Below are 13,923 nucleotides of genomic sequence, written 5' to 3' on the forward strand. Positions count from 1 at the left end.
GCCCTCTACATGGCAGCCCTCACTGCCATTCGAACCTGTGAGCGCTTCAAGACCTTCTACACCGCACTTGCTGCCCGGTCGGGCTCCAAGAAGCTCGCTATCATCGCCGTCGCAAGGAAGCTCCTGGTCGTCCTCAACGCTATCATTCGCGACAAAACCGCATTCGCGTGAACACAGTTGCCATTCCGTTACATCGACGCGTTGCAACGGTTCAGAATTCTGCTCCGTTTGCACACTTCGCCGGGGTCTCGGCATGGATCCTCGGGTCAAGCCCGAGGATGACGACCGCGCGGGGCCGAGGCATGAGCGCCCTCTCCTTCTCCCCTTGTGGGAGAAGGTGGATCGGCGCGCAGCGCCGAGACGGATGAGGGGTGTTCCAGCGGAGTGAGAGGCTGGCGATCTTGCTGCGGCGCCCCCAACCGGCAAGGTGTCCATCAAGCTGGAACACCCCTCATCCGGCCGCTTCGCGGCCACCTTCTCCCCCAGGGGGAGAAGGAGAAGAGCGCTCAATCCTTGAACGCGATCCCGTATTTCGCCGCCTGTTCCTTCGGCATATCCGCCAGCGCCTGGCGCACCGTGTAGCCGCCATAGACGTCGCCGCCATTGCGGATCATCCAGTCCTCGACGTCGGCCTCGGCCACCGTCATGCGGTCGCCCATCTTGTACTGGTTGCCATTAACCGGCTTGTCGGCCAGCAGGCCGACGAAGCGGCCGTCGCTGAAAGCCACAAGCTGCATCCAGATATGCTCGGTGGCACCGTTCTGGGTCAGCGGAAATTTCACGGTGTAGGTACCAGGCGTGCGTGCGGCTATCAGTTCATGGAAGCGCGGCAGCGTCGAATGGCCCTTGGCCTTGGCGCCCTGCATCGCCGCGTCGGTGGTGGAATAGGCGACCACATTGTCCTTGGGCTCGCTGCCCCGCATGTGCGAATTGAAAAATCCGTAGCCGACGGCGGCTACCAAAGCGGCAGTAACAATCAGTTTGCGCATCGAAACCTTCTCCGAAATGCGATCACGGACACGTTACCGGAAGCCCGTTGCCGCACCTCTAAGAGACAGGGTGAGCGCATGGTTAGCGAAATGCCGAAATTGCCATCGACCTCACCGGCCGACGCCCGCGCGTGAGGCGCCGATGCTTCCCCTCCTCCCCTTATGGACCTGTTGCGCAGTTAGCAAGGACAGGCTCGCGGAGCGATTTGGTCGCGAGGCCTCGCTCCGTTTTGGCTTTTGGGGTGGAATTGAGGGTGGCGGTGTGGCCTCAGGCCGGATGCTGGACGCACCTATCCTGTGATGGCGGCCCATCGGCGCATGTTGAAGGCGATTGCAGCCATCGTCACTTGAGCTGCGGCCTTGGCCAATCCGACATAGCGGATCGTCGTCAGCTTCATGCGGTTCTTGAGCGTGGCGAAGGTGGTCTCCACCGCTGCCCGCCGTCTCGCGATCAGGCGGTTGTAGCGCTTGAGCCGCGGCGGCAGTTCGGGATGGTGCTTGTTGGGGCGGCGGGCAATGCGCGGCTTGCGGCCCTCAGCCTTGAGCCTGGCCCGGCGGGCATGCGTGTCATAGGCGGCATCCGCCCACACCGCCTTCTCGTCGCCGCGCACCAACTCATCGGCCATCACCGTGTCGTTGACGTTGGCCGGTGTGGTGATCACCGTGCGGATCAGGCCAGAGCCCTCGTCCACCCCGACATGGGCCTTGTAGCCGAAGGTGAAGTCGCCCTTACCCCGTCTTACGCCACGGGCATCGGCGTCCTTCGAGGGCCGCTCGGCTGTCGGCGGCGCCGAGACTGCATCGATCAGCGTGGCGTCTAGCATCGTGCCGCGCTTCAGGATCAGGCCCGCCTTCTCCAACTGCCGGTCCAGTTCGCCAAACAGCTTCTCCATCAGTCCTTCGCCAACAAGCAAGTTGCGAAAGCGCGACAGCACCGTGTGATCGGGAATGCTCTCCTCAAGCCCAAGCCCGGCAAAGCGCCGGAATGACAACCGATCGCCGAGCGCTTCCTCGAGCCGCGATCTGATAGCCCATAGAGCGACTGCAGCAGCAGCGCTTTGAAGAGCAACAACGGCGGCCAGGCTGCGCGTCCCGGCCCGCCGTCGCGCAGCGGGTTGAGCAGCTTCTCGAAGCGATACCACTTCACCAGACCGGACAGTCGGTCGAGCGGCGAGGATCCACCTGCAAGCTTCTGGCCCAGAAATGCTTCCGCCAGGCTCAACTGCCCCGTCTGCTTCACCGCCATTGCGATTCCCTCCGAGCTTCCTTCTCAGAGAATCACAACCAGCCAATTACGCAACAGGCCCCTTATGGGAGAATGCGGATCGGCGCGCAGCGCCGAGACGGATGAGGGGGGTTCCAGCGGAGTGAGATGCTGGCGATCATCAGTCGTTTGCGAAGGTCTGCATCAAGCTGGAGCACCCCTCATCCGGCCGCTTCGCGGCCACCTTCTCCCGCAAGGGGAGAAGGGAAAACTCCGCCTCAATCCGCGTCGGCCACCATCTGCCCGCCGCCCAGCCAGGCGCGCCATTGGCGCTCGTCGCCATGGAAGACGTTGAGGTCGATGCGGCCGCTGACGCCATGCGACAGGCCGGAGCCGGAATACTGCCAGAACAGCCATCTGCGGCCCGGATAAACCTTTGACGGATGCGCGGCCACGGCGCGCAGCCAGAACGGGTAGTCCTGGAAGGCGCCGCGCAGGTTGTCGCGATAGAAGTCGGGGCTGGTGTAGATGATGGGCCGCTGGCCGTAGTGGCGCTCCAGCCTGTCCATGAACACCTGCATCTTCTCCAGCACCTTTTCACGCGAAGGCCGCCGCTTGCAGGAGGACTCGCCGTTCCACTCGACGTCGATAACCGGCGGCAGCGCGCCGTCGACCTTCGGCACGTTGCGGATGAACCAGTCGGCCTGCTCGCCGGCGGTGCGGCACCAGTAGAAGAAATGATAGGCGCCGCGCTTCAGCCCGGCGGCATCCGCGTTGCGCCAATTCTTCATGAACATCGGGTCGAGATGATCGCCGCCGTCGGTCGCCTTGATATAGGCGAAGTTGGCGCCCTGGGCGCGCAGCTTTCCCCAGTTGATGTTGCCCTGCCAGCGCGAGACGTCGACGCCGTGAACGGCAAGGTGGCGCGGTGAGGAGCGGCCGAAATTGATCGGCTTGGCGTCGCGGAACGCATAGCGGGTGACCGGACCGGCGAGCATCGCGGGCGCGGCGCGCGACAGCCGCTTCGGCGGCGAGACGAGTGCTGCCTCCTGCACCGGCAGCTCGACGCTGTCCGGCAGATCGGCCGCCGGGAAGTTCACCGTCTCCTCCTCGGCCAGACCGAAGGGGCGCGAATTCTCGTCGCCGGGGCCTGCGTTATCCTCGTCGAGCAACGGCGCCGGCGGCTTGATGCGCGCGGCACCCGACATCGATGCGGTCTCGACGGTTCTTTCGGTGACGGCTGTCCTCGCGCCCTTCGACACCGGCGCGCTTGGCCGCACGACCGAGCTCGTCGTCTCGTTGGACGGCATCTGCAAGGCATCGACACCGGAGGTGGACGAGCAGCCGGCGAGGCAAAGCGATGCGAGCACGAAACTGACGACACCAAAAATCCGCATCTTGACCTGTACGCAAAACAAAACAGACCGAAGGCAGGAACAGCGCCGCCGGAAACGCCATTCCTAATGAGAAATTACCAACAAAGTTTGAATCAAAATTTACTTTTGGCGCGAGCGGATGATTCGGGATGGCGCCGAAGCGAGCTTCTTGGCTAGCGCCTGAACACGCCGATCATCGGCCCTAGATTCCAGAAATCGTCGTTGCGGCCGATCCCGGGCGCATAGAGACTCGAGATCGAGCCATCGAGGAAGAGCGCGTTCGGGCAGCCGAGCCGGTCGCGGAATAGCCGCGCGAATTCATGGAAGGTCACGACATCGTTCGAGATCGCGAAGACCGCAACCCCGTCGGCGCGCACGCCGACACCATCGCGGATCTTGCGCGACGTGCCGTCGTAACGGAATTTCGGATGCAGCTTGCCGCCGATGACCAGCATCGGCCCGGACTGCGTGGCATAGTCGACGCGCGGCGGGCGCTTGAGATAATCCCTGGTCGCGCGAACCCCGGCCTTGCCGGCGCTGATATAGAAGATGCCGTTGGGCTGCATGGAGAAATTGCCGGTGCCCGATCCGGTCTTCGCCGGCGTGAACTGCTCGCCGCGCTCGACATAGAGGCCGACCGGCGCGAGGTTCGGATGATACATGCCGGCATTGATGCCGAAGAGCATGGTGCGCCCCGTCGCCTGCTGCGCGCTTCGCAGATTGTGCAGCGATCGGTAGAGATCGCCGTCCTTGTTCTTCCAGAACAGCTCGATGGAAAAATGCTTCGGATCGGCTTCGCAGACCAGATAGGTCGCGCTCTCAAAAACCTGGTTGCGGCAGGGCGGCAGCGCCGCCAGCCATTGGCCGAGGCTCATGCCGGCGCCAATTGCCGCCGGCGCCGCCGATTTCACCAGCGTCGCCAGCAACGGCAGGGATTGCAGCAGAGTCCCAAGATCCATCAGCGCACCCGGGCGTCGGCGTCGATATGACGGATTGAGCGAAGACCTCTAGACAAGCCATCCCGTCGCTACGCCGATCAGCAGCACCACGCCGAGCAGACCGCGATAGATGACGAACGGCCAGGCGGAGAAGCGCTCGAGCACGCGCATCAGCCCCCAGATCGCGAAGAAAGCCGAGATCGAGGCAACGACAAGGCCGACGGCCAGGATCGACCAGCCATGCGCATCGAGATGCACCTTGTGCAGTTCATAGAGCTCCTTGAGGCCGGCCAGCGCGATGGCCGGCAGGCCGAGCAGGAAGGACAGGCGCGCCGCCTCCGGCCGGGCGAAGCCCAGCCCCATCGCCGCCGTCAACGTCGAGCCCGAGCGCGAGACGCCGGGAATAAGCGCGCCGACCTGGGCGACGCCCACCAGCAGCGCGTCGAGGATCGATGCCTGGCGCAGCACGAGCTTGTGGCTGGCGAAAATTTCGGCCAGCGCCAGAAGGATCGCCATGGCGATGCAGGCCCAGCCGATGACGGCGAGCCCCCGCAGCGGCGAGCTGCAGGCGTTGAGCACGCCGGAAAGCGCGAGGCCCACAATGACGATCGGGACGGTGGCAAGCACGATGCTGATCGCCAGGCGGAAATAGCGGTCGCCGAAATCGCGCCTCGAGATCGCCGCAACCGAACCGAACAGGACGTCCCTGACATCGTTCCAGAAATAGCTGACCACCGCCGCCAGCGCCGCCAGTTGCATGGCGGCAGAGAAGGCCGAGCCGGGATCCTGCCAGCCGAGCAAGGCCGGCACGATGCGCATATGCGCGGTCGAGGAGATCGGCAGCAATTCGGTGATGCCTTGCACGATGCCGAGAAATGCCACCTTGGCATAACCCAGGCCGACAAAGCCGGTATCCAGTCCTTGCGTGCAGACGTCGGTCATCCCGGTCCTTTCCCCGTGCCCCAATCGTTCTTGGGGGCAAAAAGTGAATCGTCATTCGAAAAGCCTGGAGGACAGGCTTAGCCTCACGATAGCGTGATTCCAACTCACGGATTTGTAAGGTGCCGCTAATCCTGCTTGACAATGGCCGCCTCCACATTATCATCCGCTAATCTTACACTGTAAGGCAATTGGAGGAGCATCACCATGTCGACAGCCGCCCTCTCGGAATTGGAGCCGGTCACGCCGCCGGAAACGCATGCTGCAGAAATCACGATCGAGGAGGTGTCGCGTGATACCAGCCGCGCCATCGAGCGCGCCGAAGTCGCTGCCTGGCTCGACCTCTACGAGGCGGCGCCCGCGGATTTCGCGGCCCGGCAAGGGCTGACGATTGACAAGGACGGCGATCTTGTCTGGACCACCTGCACGACGATCCCGTTCATTCATTTCAACTGCGTGAAGAATATCGGCGTCGACGGGCCGGCGACGGAAGAACAGGTCGACGCGCTGCTCGCGCACTACCGCGCGGCCGGCGTCATGCGGCCTTGGTTCTATACCAACCCGCATACCGAGCCGTCGCGGCTGAGATGCTGGCTGGAAGCGCGCGGGATGCAGCAGCAAGGCGGCTGGGAGCGCATCTATCGCGACGCGGCGCCCCTGCCGGACGAACCGCTTTTCCCGAGCGACCCGCTGATCCCGGTTGACGATCTGGTGATCGAGGAGGTCACGCCCAGGACAGCTTCGGAATGGGCATCTTTCATCGATGCCAAATACAGGCTCCCCACCTCGCCCTGGCTGATGGCGCTTGTCGATCGCAAGGGCTGGCATCATTACATGCTGAAACGCAGGGGCGCGGTCGCCGCCGTGCGCTCGCTCTTCATCTCAGACGGGGCCGCCTGGAGCGGCATCGACGCGCCGGTGCCGGGCATCATGGCGCCGAGCTTCGATCTTGACGCCATGCTTGGCGAAAGGCTGGTCCGCGACGGCATAGCCGCCGGCGCGAAGCTGTTTGTCGCCGATATCGAGGCGCCGCGCCCCGACCGCGACGAGGCGGCCTATCGCAACTACGACCGGCTCGGCTTCAAGCTCGCCTATTTGCGTAGCCATTACAGTTACTTGCCCGCGAATTCGAGCTGACCAATTTCCCTGGAGTTGCCTCAGCGGTACAACCACTGCTTCAGGCAGCTTCTTGCCACCACATGCGCCGGCGGCACCGAAGCCTGATCGATGCGGGAATCATCGCTCGCCCTGTCGCGAGCCTTTTCCAGAAGCAGGCGAAGCTCGGCCGGGCGCACGCGGTCGCGCGCCATCACGAGTTGGACCATCGGGTCGTTCAAAAGCTCGTCCAGGGTGTTGATGCTCTCGCTCATCCGTCGCCTCCTCGATGCCTTCCCGCATGGCGCTAGATAGGCAGCCAAAGATGGCCCGCCAATGACGCTTTGCCGGCTATGTCGTGAATCGAAGATGAATTTTTTGTGCAGGCATTCTTCCTTCTCCCCTTGTGGGAGAAGGTGGATCGGCGCGAAAGCGCCGAGACGGATGAGGGGTGTTCCAGCGGAGTGAGACGCTGGTATTCTCTGGAACACCCCTCATCCGACCGAGCTTCGCTCGGCCACCTTCTCCCACAAGGGGAGAAGGAAGAAGCTACGCTGGCGGCGCGCCTTCATATTGCGGCAGGCCATCGTCGAGCATCACCCAGGGCTGCTTCGACGCGGTCCAGAAATGCATGTCGGGCTTGAACAGCGACGGGTCGTCGAGCGAGCCGGAGGTGATGCCGAGAATGCCCCTGGAATCACGGCGTGAGAACAAAGTCGTGCCGCAAACCGGACAGAAGCCGCGCTTGAGGTCTGGCGTGGAATTGATCGTCGCCACCGGTCCTTCGATGGTCACGTCGTCGATGCGGAACAGAAGCCGAGCATTGAAGGCGGCGCCGATCGCTCTCTGACAGATGCGGCAATGGCAGACGCGTTCGTTGATCGGCTCGGCCTCGGCCCTGTAGCGCACCGCGCCGCATAGGCACCCGCCTTCATATTTTGCCATGGTAAGCTTCCTGTTCCTGGAGTAGCGGCACGCTTTAACTGCAGGCACGACAGCGTCAATCAAAAAGCGTTGATGGAACGCGATCGCTAACGGTGATAGGTCCCGCCCCCTAACGAGAAATCAGTGGCGCTTGGCCTGCACGAGATACGCGTCGATCACGGTCTCGCCGAGCCATTTCGCGGCTTCGAGCCTATGCAGCCCCTCGACCAGAATGTGGCGCTTGCCGTCGTGCCGCACCTGTATCGGCGTCTTCATGCCGTTTTCGAGAATATCCTCGGCGAGATGGCGCACCGTCTCGGGATGCAGCGTCTTGCGCCGCGCCGTCGGCACGTAGATGTCGTCGACCTTGACCTTTTGCACACGCAGCATGTCGGCTCCTCGGCGAGAATGTCGCCTCAGCATGAATAGTTGGTTTGCCGGCGGCGGCCAAGCGCAAGCGCGCTGGCCCGATGGTTTCCATTTGACGCTTGGCCGGCCAACGGTCTCAATGACGGCCTCGTGATCTCAGGTGTTCCTTGACGCAACTGCCCAGTGAATTCCCCGATTTCGGGCTCACGCCCGAGCAGCGCCGCGAGGCGGTGCGCGGCCATTATTACGAATGGCCGGGAATGGATGGCTCGAGCGGCGAGATTTGGGCCTACAGCGACCGGTTTTCCTATCGCCCCGGCGAGACGGTAACGCTCTTCGTCAGCGCGTCGGCGCCGCAATTCAGCCTTGCCGTCATCCGCGACGGCGAGAGCGAAACAAAAGTCTTCGAGGGAGCGGGGCTGTCGGCGCGCTGGCAAGATACGCCCGACCAATGCTCTGTAGACGGCTGCGGCTGGGAGGCCTCGTTCGAATTCCGCGTCGGCGACGACTGGCCGTCCGGCGCCTACCGCGTGACGCTCTCGGCCGAAGGCCGCCACGGGACGCCGATCCACAGCCATCATCTCTTCATCGTCACACCCCTGCCCGGCCGCAAGCCCGGCCGCCTGCTGCAGGTCGCCGCGACTGGCACCTGGCTCGCCTACAACACGTGGGGCGGCTCGAACCACTATCAGGGCATCACCGGTCCGAACCGCGATCAGTACGCGACGACGGTGTCGACGCAGCGCCCTTGGTGCCGCGGCTTCGTGGTGCTGCCCAAGGATGCGCCGCGCGTGCCGCTGGAAGTCGCGGTGCCGCCGAAGACCGTGCCACGCTATCCGCATATGGAATGGGCTTTCGCCACGGGACATTCGAAGAAATACGCCTCTTCGGGCTGGGCGAGCTATGACAGCCATTTCTTCCGCTTCGCCGAGCGCGCCGGCTATCAGGTCGATCTCGCCAGCCAGCACGAGCTCCATTTCTCGCCCGAAATCCTCGACGGCTACGACTGCGTCGTCTTCGTCGGCCACGACGAATACTGGACCTGGGAGATGCGCGACGCCGTCGACAATTATGTCGAGCGCGGCGGGCATGCGGCGCGCTTCGCCGGCAATTTCATGTGGCAGACGCGGCTGGAGAACCAAGGCCGCCGCCAGGTCTGCTACAAATACAAGGCACGCGCGGAAGACCCCGCCTATCGCGGCGGCGACGTCACCCGCGCAACCAATTCCTGGGAAGCGCCTGAGATCGGCCGTCCAGGCAGCGCCACCTTCGGCCTCAATGCGACCCGAGGCGTCTATGCCGGCTGGGGCGGCTGCGCGCCGCGGGGCGTGCGTGGCTTCCCGGTCTACCGGCCCGAGCACTGGGCCTTTGCCGGCACCGGCATCTATTACGGCGACCTGCTCGGCGCCGACAGTCATGTCTACGGCTATGAAGTCGACGGCCTCGATTTCGAGATCCGTGGCGGCCTGCCCTACCCGACCGCGACCAGCGGCGCGCCGGACGGCTTGCAGGTGCTGGCGGTTGGCATGGCGAGCCAGGTCGAGGAAAGCGCCGACATCTCGATCGAGGACCAGTTCCTCGCCGACGAGGACGGCCGCTTCACCGCCGAGACCTTGTTCGGCGAGGCGAGCGACGCCAATCTCGACAAGGTCAAGCGCGGCAACGGCATGATCGTCAATTTCCCGCGCGGCAAAGGCGAGGTCTTCCACGCCGGAAGCTGCGAATGGGTCGCCGGCCTGCTAAGGCAGGACGCGATGGTCGAACGCGTGACCAAAAATATTCTCGACCGCTATCTCGGAAAGTCCTGACATGTCGAAACTGGAAGTCCAGCCCACAGCAGAGGCCGAAGCGCGGCCGCCGTCGCACCTGTTCTATTTGTCCAGCCTGCGCCGGCCGCTCGTCGACCGCGCCGAGGGCATCTATTTCTGGACGAAGGACGGTCGCCGCTTCATCGACGGCTCGAGCGGGCCGATGGTCGCCAATATCGGCCACTCCAACCGTAACGTGCTCGACGCCATGAAGCGGCAGATGGACAAGACCACCTTCGCCTACCGGTTGCATTTCGAAAATGAGCCGGCCGAGGAGCTTGCGCGCGCGCTGGCCGGCAAGCTGCCCGAAGGCATGGACCGCATCTTCTTCGTTTCGGGCGGCTCGGAAGCGACCGAATCCTGCATCAAGCTCGCCCGCCAATGGGCGGTCGCCACCGGCCAGCCGAAGCGCTGGAAGGTGATCACCCGCTTCCCCTCCTATCATGGCGGCACGCTGGGCTCGCTTTCCGTCACCGGCGACGATGCGCTCGCCGAAACCTTCACGCCGATGATGAAGGTGATGCCGACAGTGCCTGCGCCCACGGCCTGGCGCGACCGCGACAACCTTTCGTTGGAGCAGCGCGGCATCCGCTACGCCGACATGCTGGAGGAGAAGATTCTCGCCGAAGGGCCGGAAAGCGTTTTGGCCTTCATCATGGAGCCGGTCGGCGGTGCCGCGACCGCAGCCCTTGTCGCGCCCGACAGCTATTATCCGCGCATCCGCGAGATCTGCGACCGCTACGGCATTCTTCTGATTCATGACGAAGTGATGAGCGGCGCCGGCAGGACGGGCAAGTTCCTCGGCGGCGACCACTGGAACTGCAGGCCCGACATCGTCGCCCTCTCGAAGGGGCTGGGCTCCGGTTACGCGCCGCTCGGCGCCCTCGCCGCGCCGATGCGCCTGGTCGAGCCGCTGCTGGCCTCCGGCGGCTTCCAGCACGGCCACACCTATGCCGGCAATCCGCTTGCCTGCGCCGCCGGCCTCGCCGTGCTCGGCGAGATGGACCGGCTCGACCTCATCGCCAACGCCGCCGCGATGGGCGAGGTGCTGATGGCAGAGTTGAAGGGCTTGCAAAAGCGCTTCCCCTTCATCGCCGACGTGCGCGGCAAGGGCCTGCTCACCGGCGCCGAAATGGTCGCCGATCCGGAGACACTGAAGCCCATCGATCCGGCCAGCAAGGCGACGCAGCGCCTGCTCGACCACGCCTATGCGCGCGGCCTGATCATCTATGGCCGCAAGGTCAAGGGCGGCGTCGACGGCGACAATTTCATGGTGGCGCCGCCGATGATCATCACCAGAGACCAGATCGGCGAGATGATTTCCATCATCGGAGATTCGCTGGAGGCGCTCGCCGTGGAGCTCGACCTGCCGGTGGAAGGATGAGAAGGTGTTTTGATGCCGGCACCAATCACCCTCCGCCCCGGCACCATCGATGATGTCGAAACCATTCACGCCGCCCTGCTGCGCCTCGGCACCCATATCGGCGCGCATCAGGAAATCACTTCGACACCCGAGGATCTGCGCCACTACGGCTTCGGCGCCAACCCCGCCTTCTCGACCCTGATCGCCGAGATCGACGGCGAATTTGCCGGGCTTTGCCTGCATTTCCCGATCTTCTCGACCTGGATGGGCCGTCCCGGCGTCTATGTGCAGGACCTTTATGTCAAGGATCGCTTCCGCGGCCGCCGGGTCGGCGAAAGATTGCTGCGGCGCGTGGCGAAAGAGTGCCGCGCGGCAGGCGGTGGCTATCTGCGACTCTCCGTCGATACCGACAATGAGACCGCCAAGGCCTTCTACGAAAGACTGGGCATCGGCCGGTCGAGCTACGAGCAGGTGCAGAAGATCGTCGGCGATGCCTTTTTCGCCTTTGCCGATACGCCGGAGGAATGACGATGAAAGCCTTCTATGCCGAGGAGCAGAAGCGCCATGACCCGAAAGCTTTCCTCTCCAGCGGCGCGCCGCAGCCCAACCCGGAAAAGCCGGAGCGGATTGAACGATTGTTAGCCGGCGCAATATCGGCCGGCTTGACGATCGAACGCCCCGGCAATCATGGACTTGGCCCGATCGCCGCGGTGCATACGCCTGAATATCTCGATTTTCTCGAGCACATTTTTGCGCGCTGGCAGCGCATCGAAGGCGCCTCGGCGGAAGTCATCCCGAACATCCACCCGATCGCCCGCGCCGGCTCCTACCCGGCCTCGGCAGTCGGCCAGGCCGGCTACCACATGGCCGACACCGCCTGCCCGATTTCGGCCGAGACCTGGAACAGCGCGCTGTGGAGCGCCTGGAGCGCGGTAGAAGCTGCCGAAGCGGTGATGGCCGGCGCGCCTTCGGCCTATGCGCTCTGCCGCCCGCCCGGACATCACGCCTTCGCCGATGTAGCCGGCGGCTTCTGCTTCATCAACAATTCGGCGGTCGCGGCGCAGGTGCTGCGCAAGAACACCGCCCGCGTCGCCATCCTCGATGTCGACCTGCATCACGGCAACGGCACGCAAGGCATCTTCTATGCCCGCCCCGACGTGCTCACCGTCTCGCTGCACGCCGATCCGCTGCGCTTCTACCCGTTCTTCTGGGGATATGCCGACGAGCGCGGCGAAGGTCCCGGCCTCGGTTACAATCTCAACCTGCCGCTTCCGCGCAAGTCCGGCGACGCGGCCTTTCTCGAAGCGCTGGCGACGGCCTTCCGGCGCATCCGCGCCTTCGCGCCGGAAGCGCTGGTCGTGGCGCTCGGCCTCGACGCTTTCGAGGGTGATCCGTTCGGCGGCCTGTCGGTGACGACGCCTGGCTTCTCGCGCATCGGCGAAGCGATCGCCGGGCTCGGCCTGCCGACGGTCATCGTCCAGGAAGGCGGCTATCTCTGTGATGCGCTCGGCGACAACCTCACCGCATTCCTCACCGGCTTCGGCAAGCAGAGTTAGAAGCAATTCCAGGAAAAGTGTGTAGCGGTTCGGAATTGCGTAAAGGTAAAAAACTAGGAGCGCTGCTGCCGCAGCATCGCGATCACGCGGTGCACGCTCTCCAGCGTCTCCTCGATCTCGGCGGCCGTGTTGTAATGCGCAATGCCGATGCGCACGACGCCCTGCTCGGCGGGTATTCCGAGCTGGTGGACGACCTCCCACGCATAATTGTGGCCTGACCAGACGAAGATGTTCTCGGCATTCATCTGCCGCACGATCGTTTCCGGCGCGATGCCTTCGACGGTGAAGGAAACGGTCGGCACCCGCTCGGCGAGGCGTTCCGGATCGATGATGCCGTGGATCACCAGCCCCTCGATGCTGGACAGGTCTTCGATCAGTTGCCGGGCAAGCGTATTCTCGTAAGCAAACGAGACCTCGAACGCCTTGGCGATCCGCTGCCGGCGCGACCCGCTCTCGCCGGCGGCAGCGCCGAGATCGGCGAAATAGTCGATTGCCGCCGTCAACCCGGCCATCAGCTCGATCTGCGGCGTGCCGAGCTCGAACCGCTCGGGCAGGACGTTCGACGAGCAGCGGCATTTGTAAGGCTGGAGCGCGTCGATCACGTCGCGCCGGCCCCACAATATTCCCATATGCGGCCCGAAGAATTTATAGGCCGAGCAGATCAGGAAATCGCAGCCGAGCGCCTGCACGTCGATCAGCCCGTGCGGCGCGAATTGCACGGCATCGACGTAGACCAATGCGCCCGCCTGCTTGGCAATCGCCGTCAGCGCCTTCACACGGTTGATCGAGCCGGTGAGATTGGAGGCATAGTTCAGCGCGACAAGCCGCGTCTTTTCCGAAAGCAGTCCCTTGAGCGCCGCCTCCTCCACCTGCCAGCTCCGCTCGTCGAACGGCAGGAAGCGCACGACCAGGCCGAGATCCTCGGCAAGCTGCAGCCAGGGCGAGACATTGCCCTCATGGTCCATGCGCGTGACGATGATCTCGTCGCCTGGCTTCATCGTGCGGCCGAGGGTGCGCGACATGTGGTAGGTCAGCGTCGTCATATTGGCGCCGATGACGATCTCCTCGACGCTCGATGCGTTCAGGAAATCAGCCATAGCGGCATGCGCAGCGTCGACCACTTTCTGGGCCGCGACCGTCGTTTCAAAGAAACCACCGAGATTGGCATTGGTCGTCAGCAGGCAGCGCGACACCGCGTCCGCTACCGTCAGCGGCACCTGCGTGCCGGCTGGATTGTCGAGATAGATACGCCGGCGACCGTCATCGGCGAGCGAAAGCGCCGGAAATCTGCCGCGCACGGCCTCGATCGGAAAGTCTGCCATCGTCTCCCCCCTGTTTTTTCTCAACGATCCGTCTTTTCTC

The 13,923-nt window shown here is 64.0% G+C and carries 12 protein-coding genes and 3 pseudogenes; 5 read left to right on the forward strand and 10 right to left on the reverse strand.

Annotation, left to right across the window (positions count from 1 at the left end; translation table 11 throughout):
* Positions 1-506: 506 nt before the first annotated feature.
* The 6 genes and pseudogenes from LB526_RS13535 to LB526_RS13555 form a co-directional block, all read right to left on the reverse strand.
* Entirely contained in the window at positions 507-989 is a 483-nt protein-coding gene (locus LB526_RS13535) for a DUF2314 domain-containing protein (RefSeq protein ID WP_095765235.1), read from the reverse strand.
* A gap of 290 nt (positions 990-1,279) precedes the next feature.
* Positions 1,280-2,235: pseudogene (locus LB526_RS13540) on the reverse strand (IS5 family transposase).
* Positions 2,236-2,471: 236 nt separating this feature from the next.
* Positions 2,472-3,332 (reverse strand): annotated as a pseudogene (locus tag LB526_RS13545) (GH25 family lysozyme); the annotation flags it as partial.
* A 119-nt stretch (positions 3,333-3,451) separates the two neighbouring features.
* Positions 3,452-3,590: pseudogene (locus tag LB526_RS29785) on the reverse strand (muramidase); the annotation flags it as partial.
* 152 nt (positions 3,591-3,742) lie between these two features.
* The gene (locus LB526_RS13550) at positions 3,743-4,528 is read right to left on the reverse strand and encodes a phosphodiester glycosidase family protein (RefSeq protein ID WP_224628007.1); all 786 of its coding nucleotides are present in this window, start codon (positions 4,526-4,528) and stop codon (positions 3,743-3,745) included.
* 48 nt (positions 4,529-4,576) lie between these two features.
* Entirely contained in the window at positions 4,577-5,449 is an 873-nt protein-coding gene (locus LB526_RS13555; RefSeq protein ID WP_224628008.1) for an undecaprenyl-diphosphate phosphatase, read from the reverse strand.
* Positions 5,450-5,653: 204 nt separating this feature from the next.
* On the opposite strand from LB526_RS13555, the gene LB526_RS13560 reads away from it, so the two are divergent.
* Positions 5,654-6,583, forward strand: a complete 930-nt coding sequence (locus LB526_RS13560) for a hypothetical protein (protein WP_224628009.1) — start codon at positions 5,654-5,656, stop codon at positions 6,581-6,583.
* Between the two features lie 20 nt (positions 6,584-6,603).
* On the opposite strand, the gene LB526_RS13565 is transcribed toward LB526_RS13560, so the two are convergent.
* The 3 genes from LB526_RS13565 to LB526_RS13575 all read right to left on the reverse strand — a co-directional run bounded on the left by LB526_RS13565 (position 6,604) and on the right by LB526_RS13575 (position 7,855).
* Positions 6,604-6,816, reverse strand: a complete 213-nt coding sequence (locus LB526_RS13565) for a hypothetical protein (RefSeq protein ID WP_095765230.1) — start codon at positions 6,814-6,816, stop codon at positions 6,604-6,606.
* A gap of 274 nt (positions 6,817-7,090) precedes the next feature.
* On the reverse strand, positions 7,091-7,486 hold the full coding sequence (locus tag LB526_RS13570; RefSeq protein ID WP_224628010.1) for a GFA family protein: 396 nt from the start codon (positions 7,484-7,486) through the stop codon (positions 7,091-7,093).
* Between the two features lie 120 nt (positions 7,487-7,606).
* On the reverse strand, positions 7,607-7,855 hold the full coding sequence (locus LB526_RS13575; protein ID WP_140856941.1) for a ParB N-terminal domain-containing protein: 249 nt from the start codon (positions 7,853-7,855) through the stop codon (positions 7,607-7,609).
* Positions 7,856-8,001: 146 nt separating this feature from the next.
* Between LB526_RS13575 and LB526_RS13580 the strand changes: the two genes are divergently transcribed.
* From LB526_RS13580 to LB526_RS13595, 4 genes are read left to right on the forward strand one after another with little or no spacing between them, the layout of a single operon-like run.
* Positions 8,002-9,642: a N,N-dimethylformamidase beta subunit family domain-containing protein gene (locus LB526_RS13580; RefSeq protein WP_224628012.1), complete on the forward strand. Its 1,641-nt coding sequence runs from the start codon at positions 8,002-8,004 to the stop codon at positions 9,640-9,642.
* A gap of 1 nt (position 9,643) precedes the next feature.
* Complete coding sequence (locus LB526_RS13585) at positions 9,644-11,026, forward strand: aspartate aminotransferase family protein (RefSeq protein ID WP_224628014.1); 1,383 nt, start codon at positions 9,644-9,646, stop codon at positions 11,024-11,026.
* A gap of 12 nt (positions 11,027-11,038) precedes the next feature.
* Entirely contained in the window at positions 11,039-11,533 is a 495-nt protein-coding gene (locus LB526_RS13590) for a GNAT family N-acetyltransferase (RefSeq protein WP_224628016.1), read from the forward strand.
* A gap of 2 nt (positions 11,534-11,535) precedes the next feature.
* Positions 11,536-12,561 (forward strand): histone deacetylase family protein, encoded by a 1,026-nt coding sequence (locus tag LB526_RS13595; protein WP_224628018.1) that lies wholly within the window; start codon positions 11,536-11,538, stop codon positions 12,559-12,561.
* 53 nt (positions 12,562-12,614) lie between these two features.
* On the opposite strand, the gene LB526_RS13600 is transcribed toward LB526_RS13595, so the two are convergent.
* Positions 12,615-13,883, reverse strand: a complete 1,269-nt coding sequence (locus LB526_RS13600) for a cysteine desulfurase-like protein (RefSeq protein WP_224628020.1) — start codon at positions 13,881-13,883, stop codon at positions 12,615-12,617.
* Positions 13,884-13,923: the final 40 nt, after the last annotated feature.

Origin of the sequence: Mesorhizobium sp. CA6, from assembly GCF_020165035.1 — a bacterium.
GTDB lineage: Bacteria > Pseudomonadota > Alphaproteobacteria > Rhizobiales > Rhizobiaceae > Mesorhizobium.

Excerpts from the sequence above, each read along its gene's own strand:
- LB526_RS13535 (WP_095765235.1), bottom strand. The coding sequence starts at position 989 with ATGCGCAAACTGATTGTTACTGCCGCTTTGGTAGCCGCCGTCGGCTAC.
- LB526_RS13550 (WP_224628007.1), bottom strand. The coding sequence starts at position 4,528 with ATGGATCTTGGGACTCTGCTGCAATCCCTGCCGTTGCTGGCGACGCTG.
- LB526_RS13555 (WP_224628008.1), bottom strand. The coding sequence starts at position 5,449 with ATGACCGACGTCTGCACGCAAGGACTGGATACCGGCTTTGTCGGCCTG.
- LB526_RS13560 (WP_224628009.1), top strand. The coding sequence starts at position 5,654 with ATGTCGACAGCCGCCCTCTCGGAATTGGAGCCGGTCACGCCGCCGGAA.
- LB526_RS13565 (WP_095765230.1), bottom strand. The coding sequence starts at position 6,816 with ATGAGCGAGAGCATCAACACCCTGGACGAGCTTTTGAACGACCCGATG.
- LB526_RS13570 (WP_224628010.1), bottom strand. The coding sequence starts at position 7,486 with ATGGCAAAATATGAAGGCGGGTGCCTATGCGGCGCGGTGCGCTACAGG.
- LB526_RS13575 (WP_140856941.1), bottom strand. The coding sequence starts at position 7,855 with ATGCTGCGTGTGCAAAAGGTCAAGGTCGACGACATCTACGTGCCGACG.
- LB526_RS13585 (WP_224628014.1), top strand. The coding sequence starts at position 9,644 with ATGTCGAAACTGGAAGTCCAGCCCACAGCAGAGGCCGAAGCGCGGCCG.
- LB526_RS13590 (WP_224628016.1), top strand. The coding sequence starts at position 11,039 with ATGCCGGCACCAATCACCCTCCGCCCCGGCACCATCGATGATGTCGAA.
- LB526_RS13595 (WP_224628018.1), top strand. The coding sequence starts at position 11,536 with ATGAAAGCCTTCTATGCCGAGGAGCAGAAGCGCCATGACCCGAAAGCT.
- LB526_RS13600 (WP_224628020.1), bottom strand. The coding sequence starts at position 13,883 with ATGGCAGACTTTCCGATCGAGGCCGTGCGCGGCAGATTTCCGGCGCTT.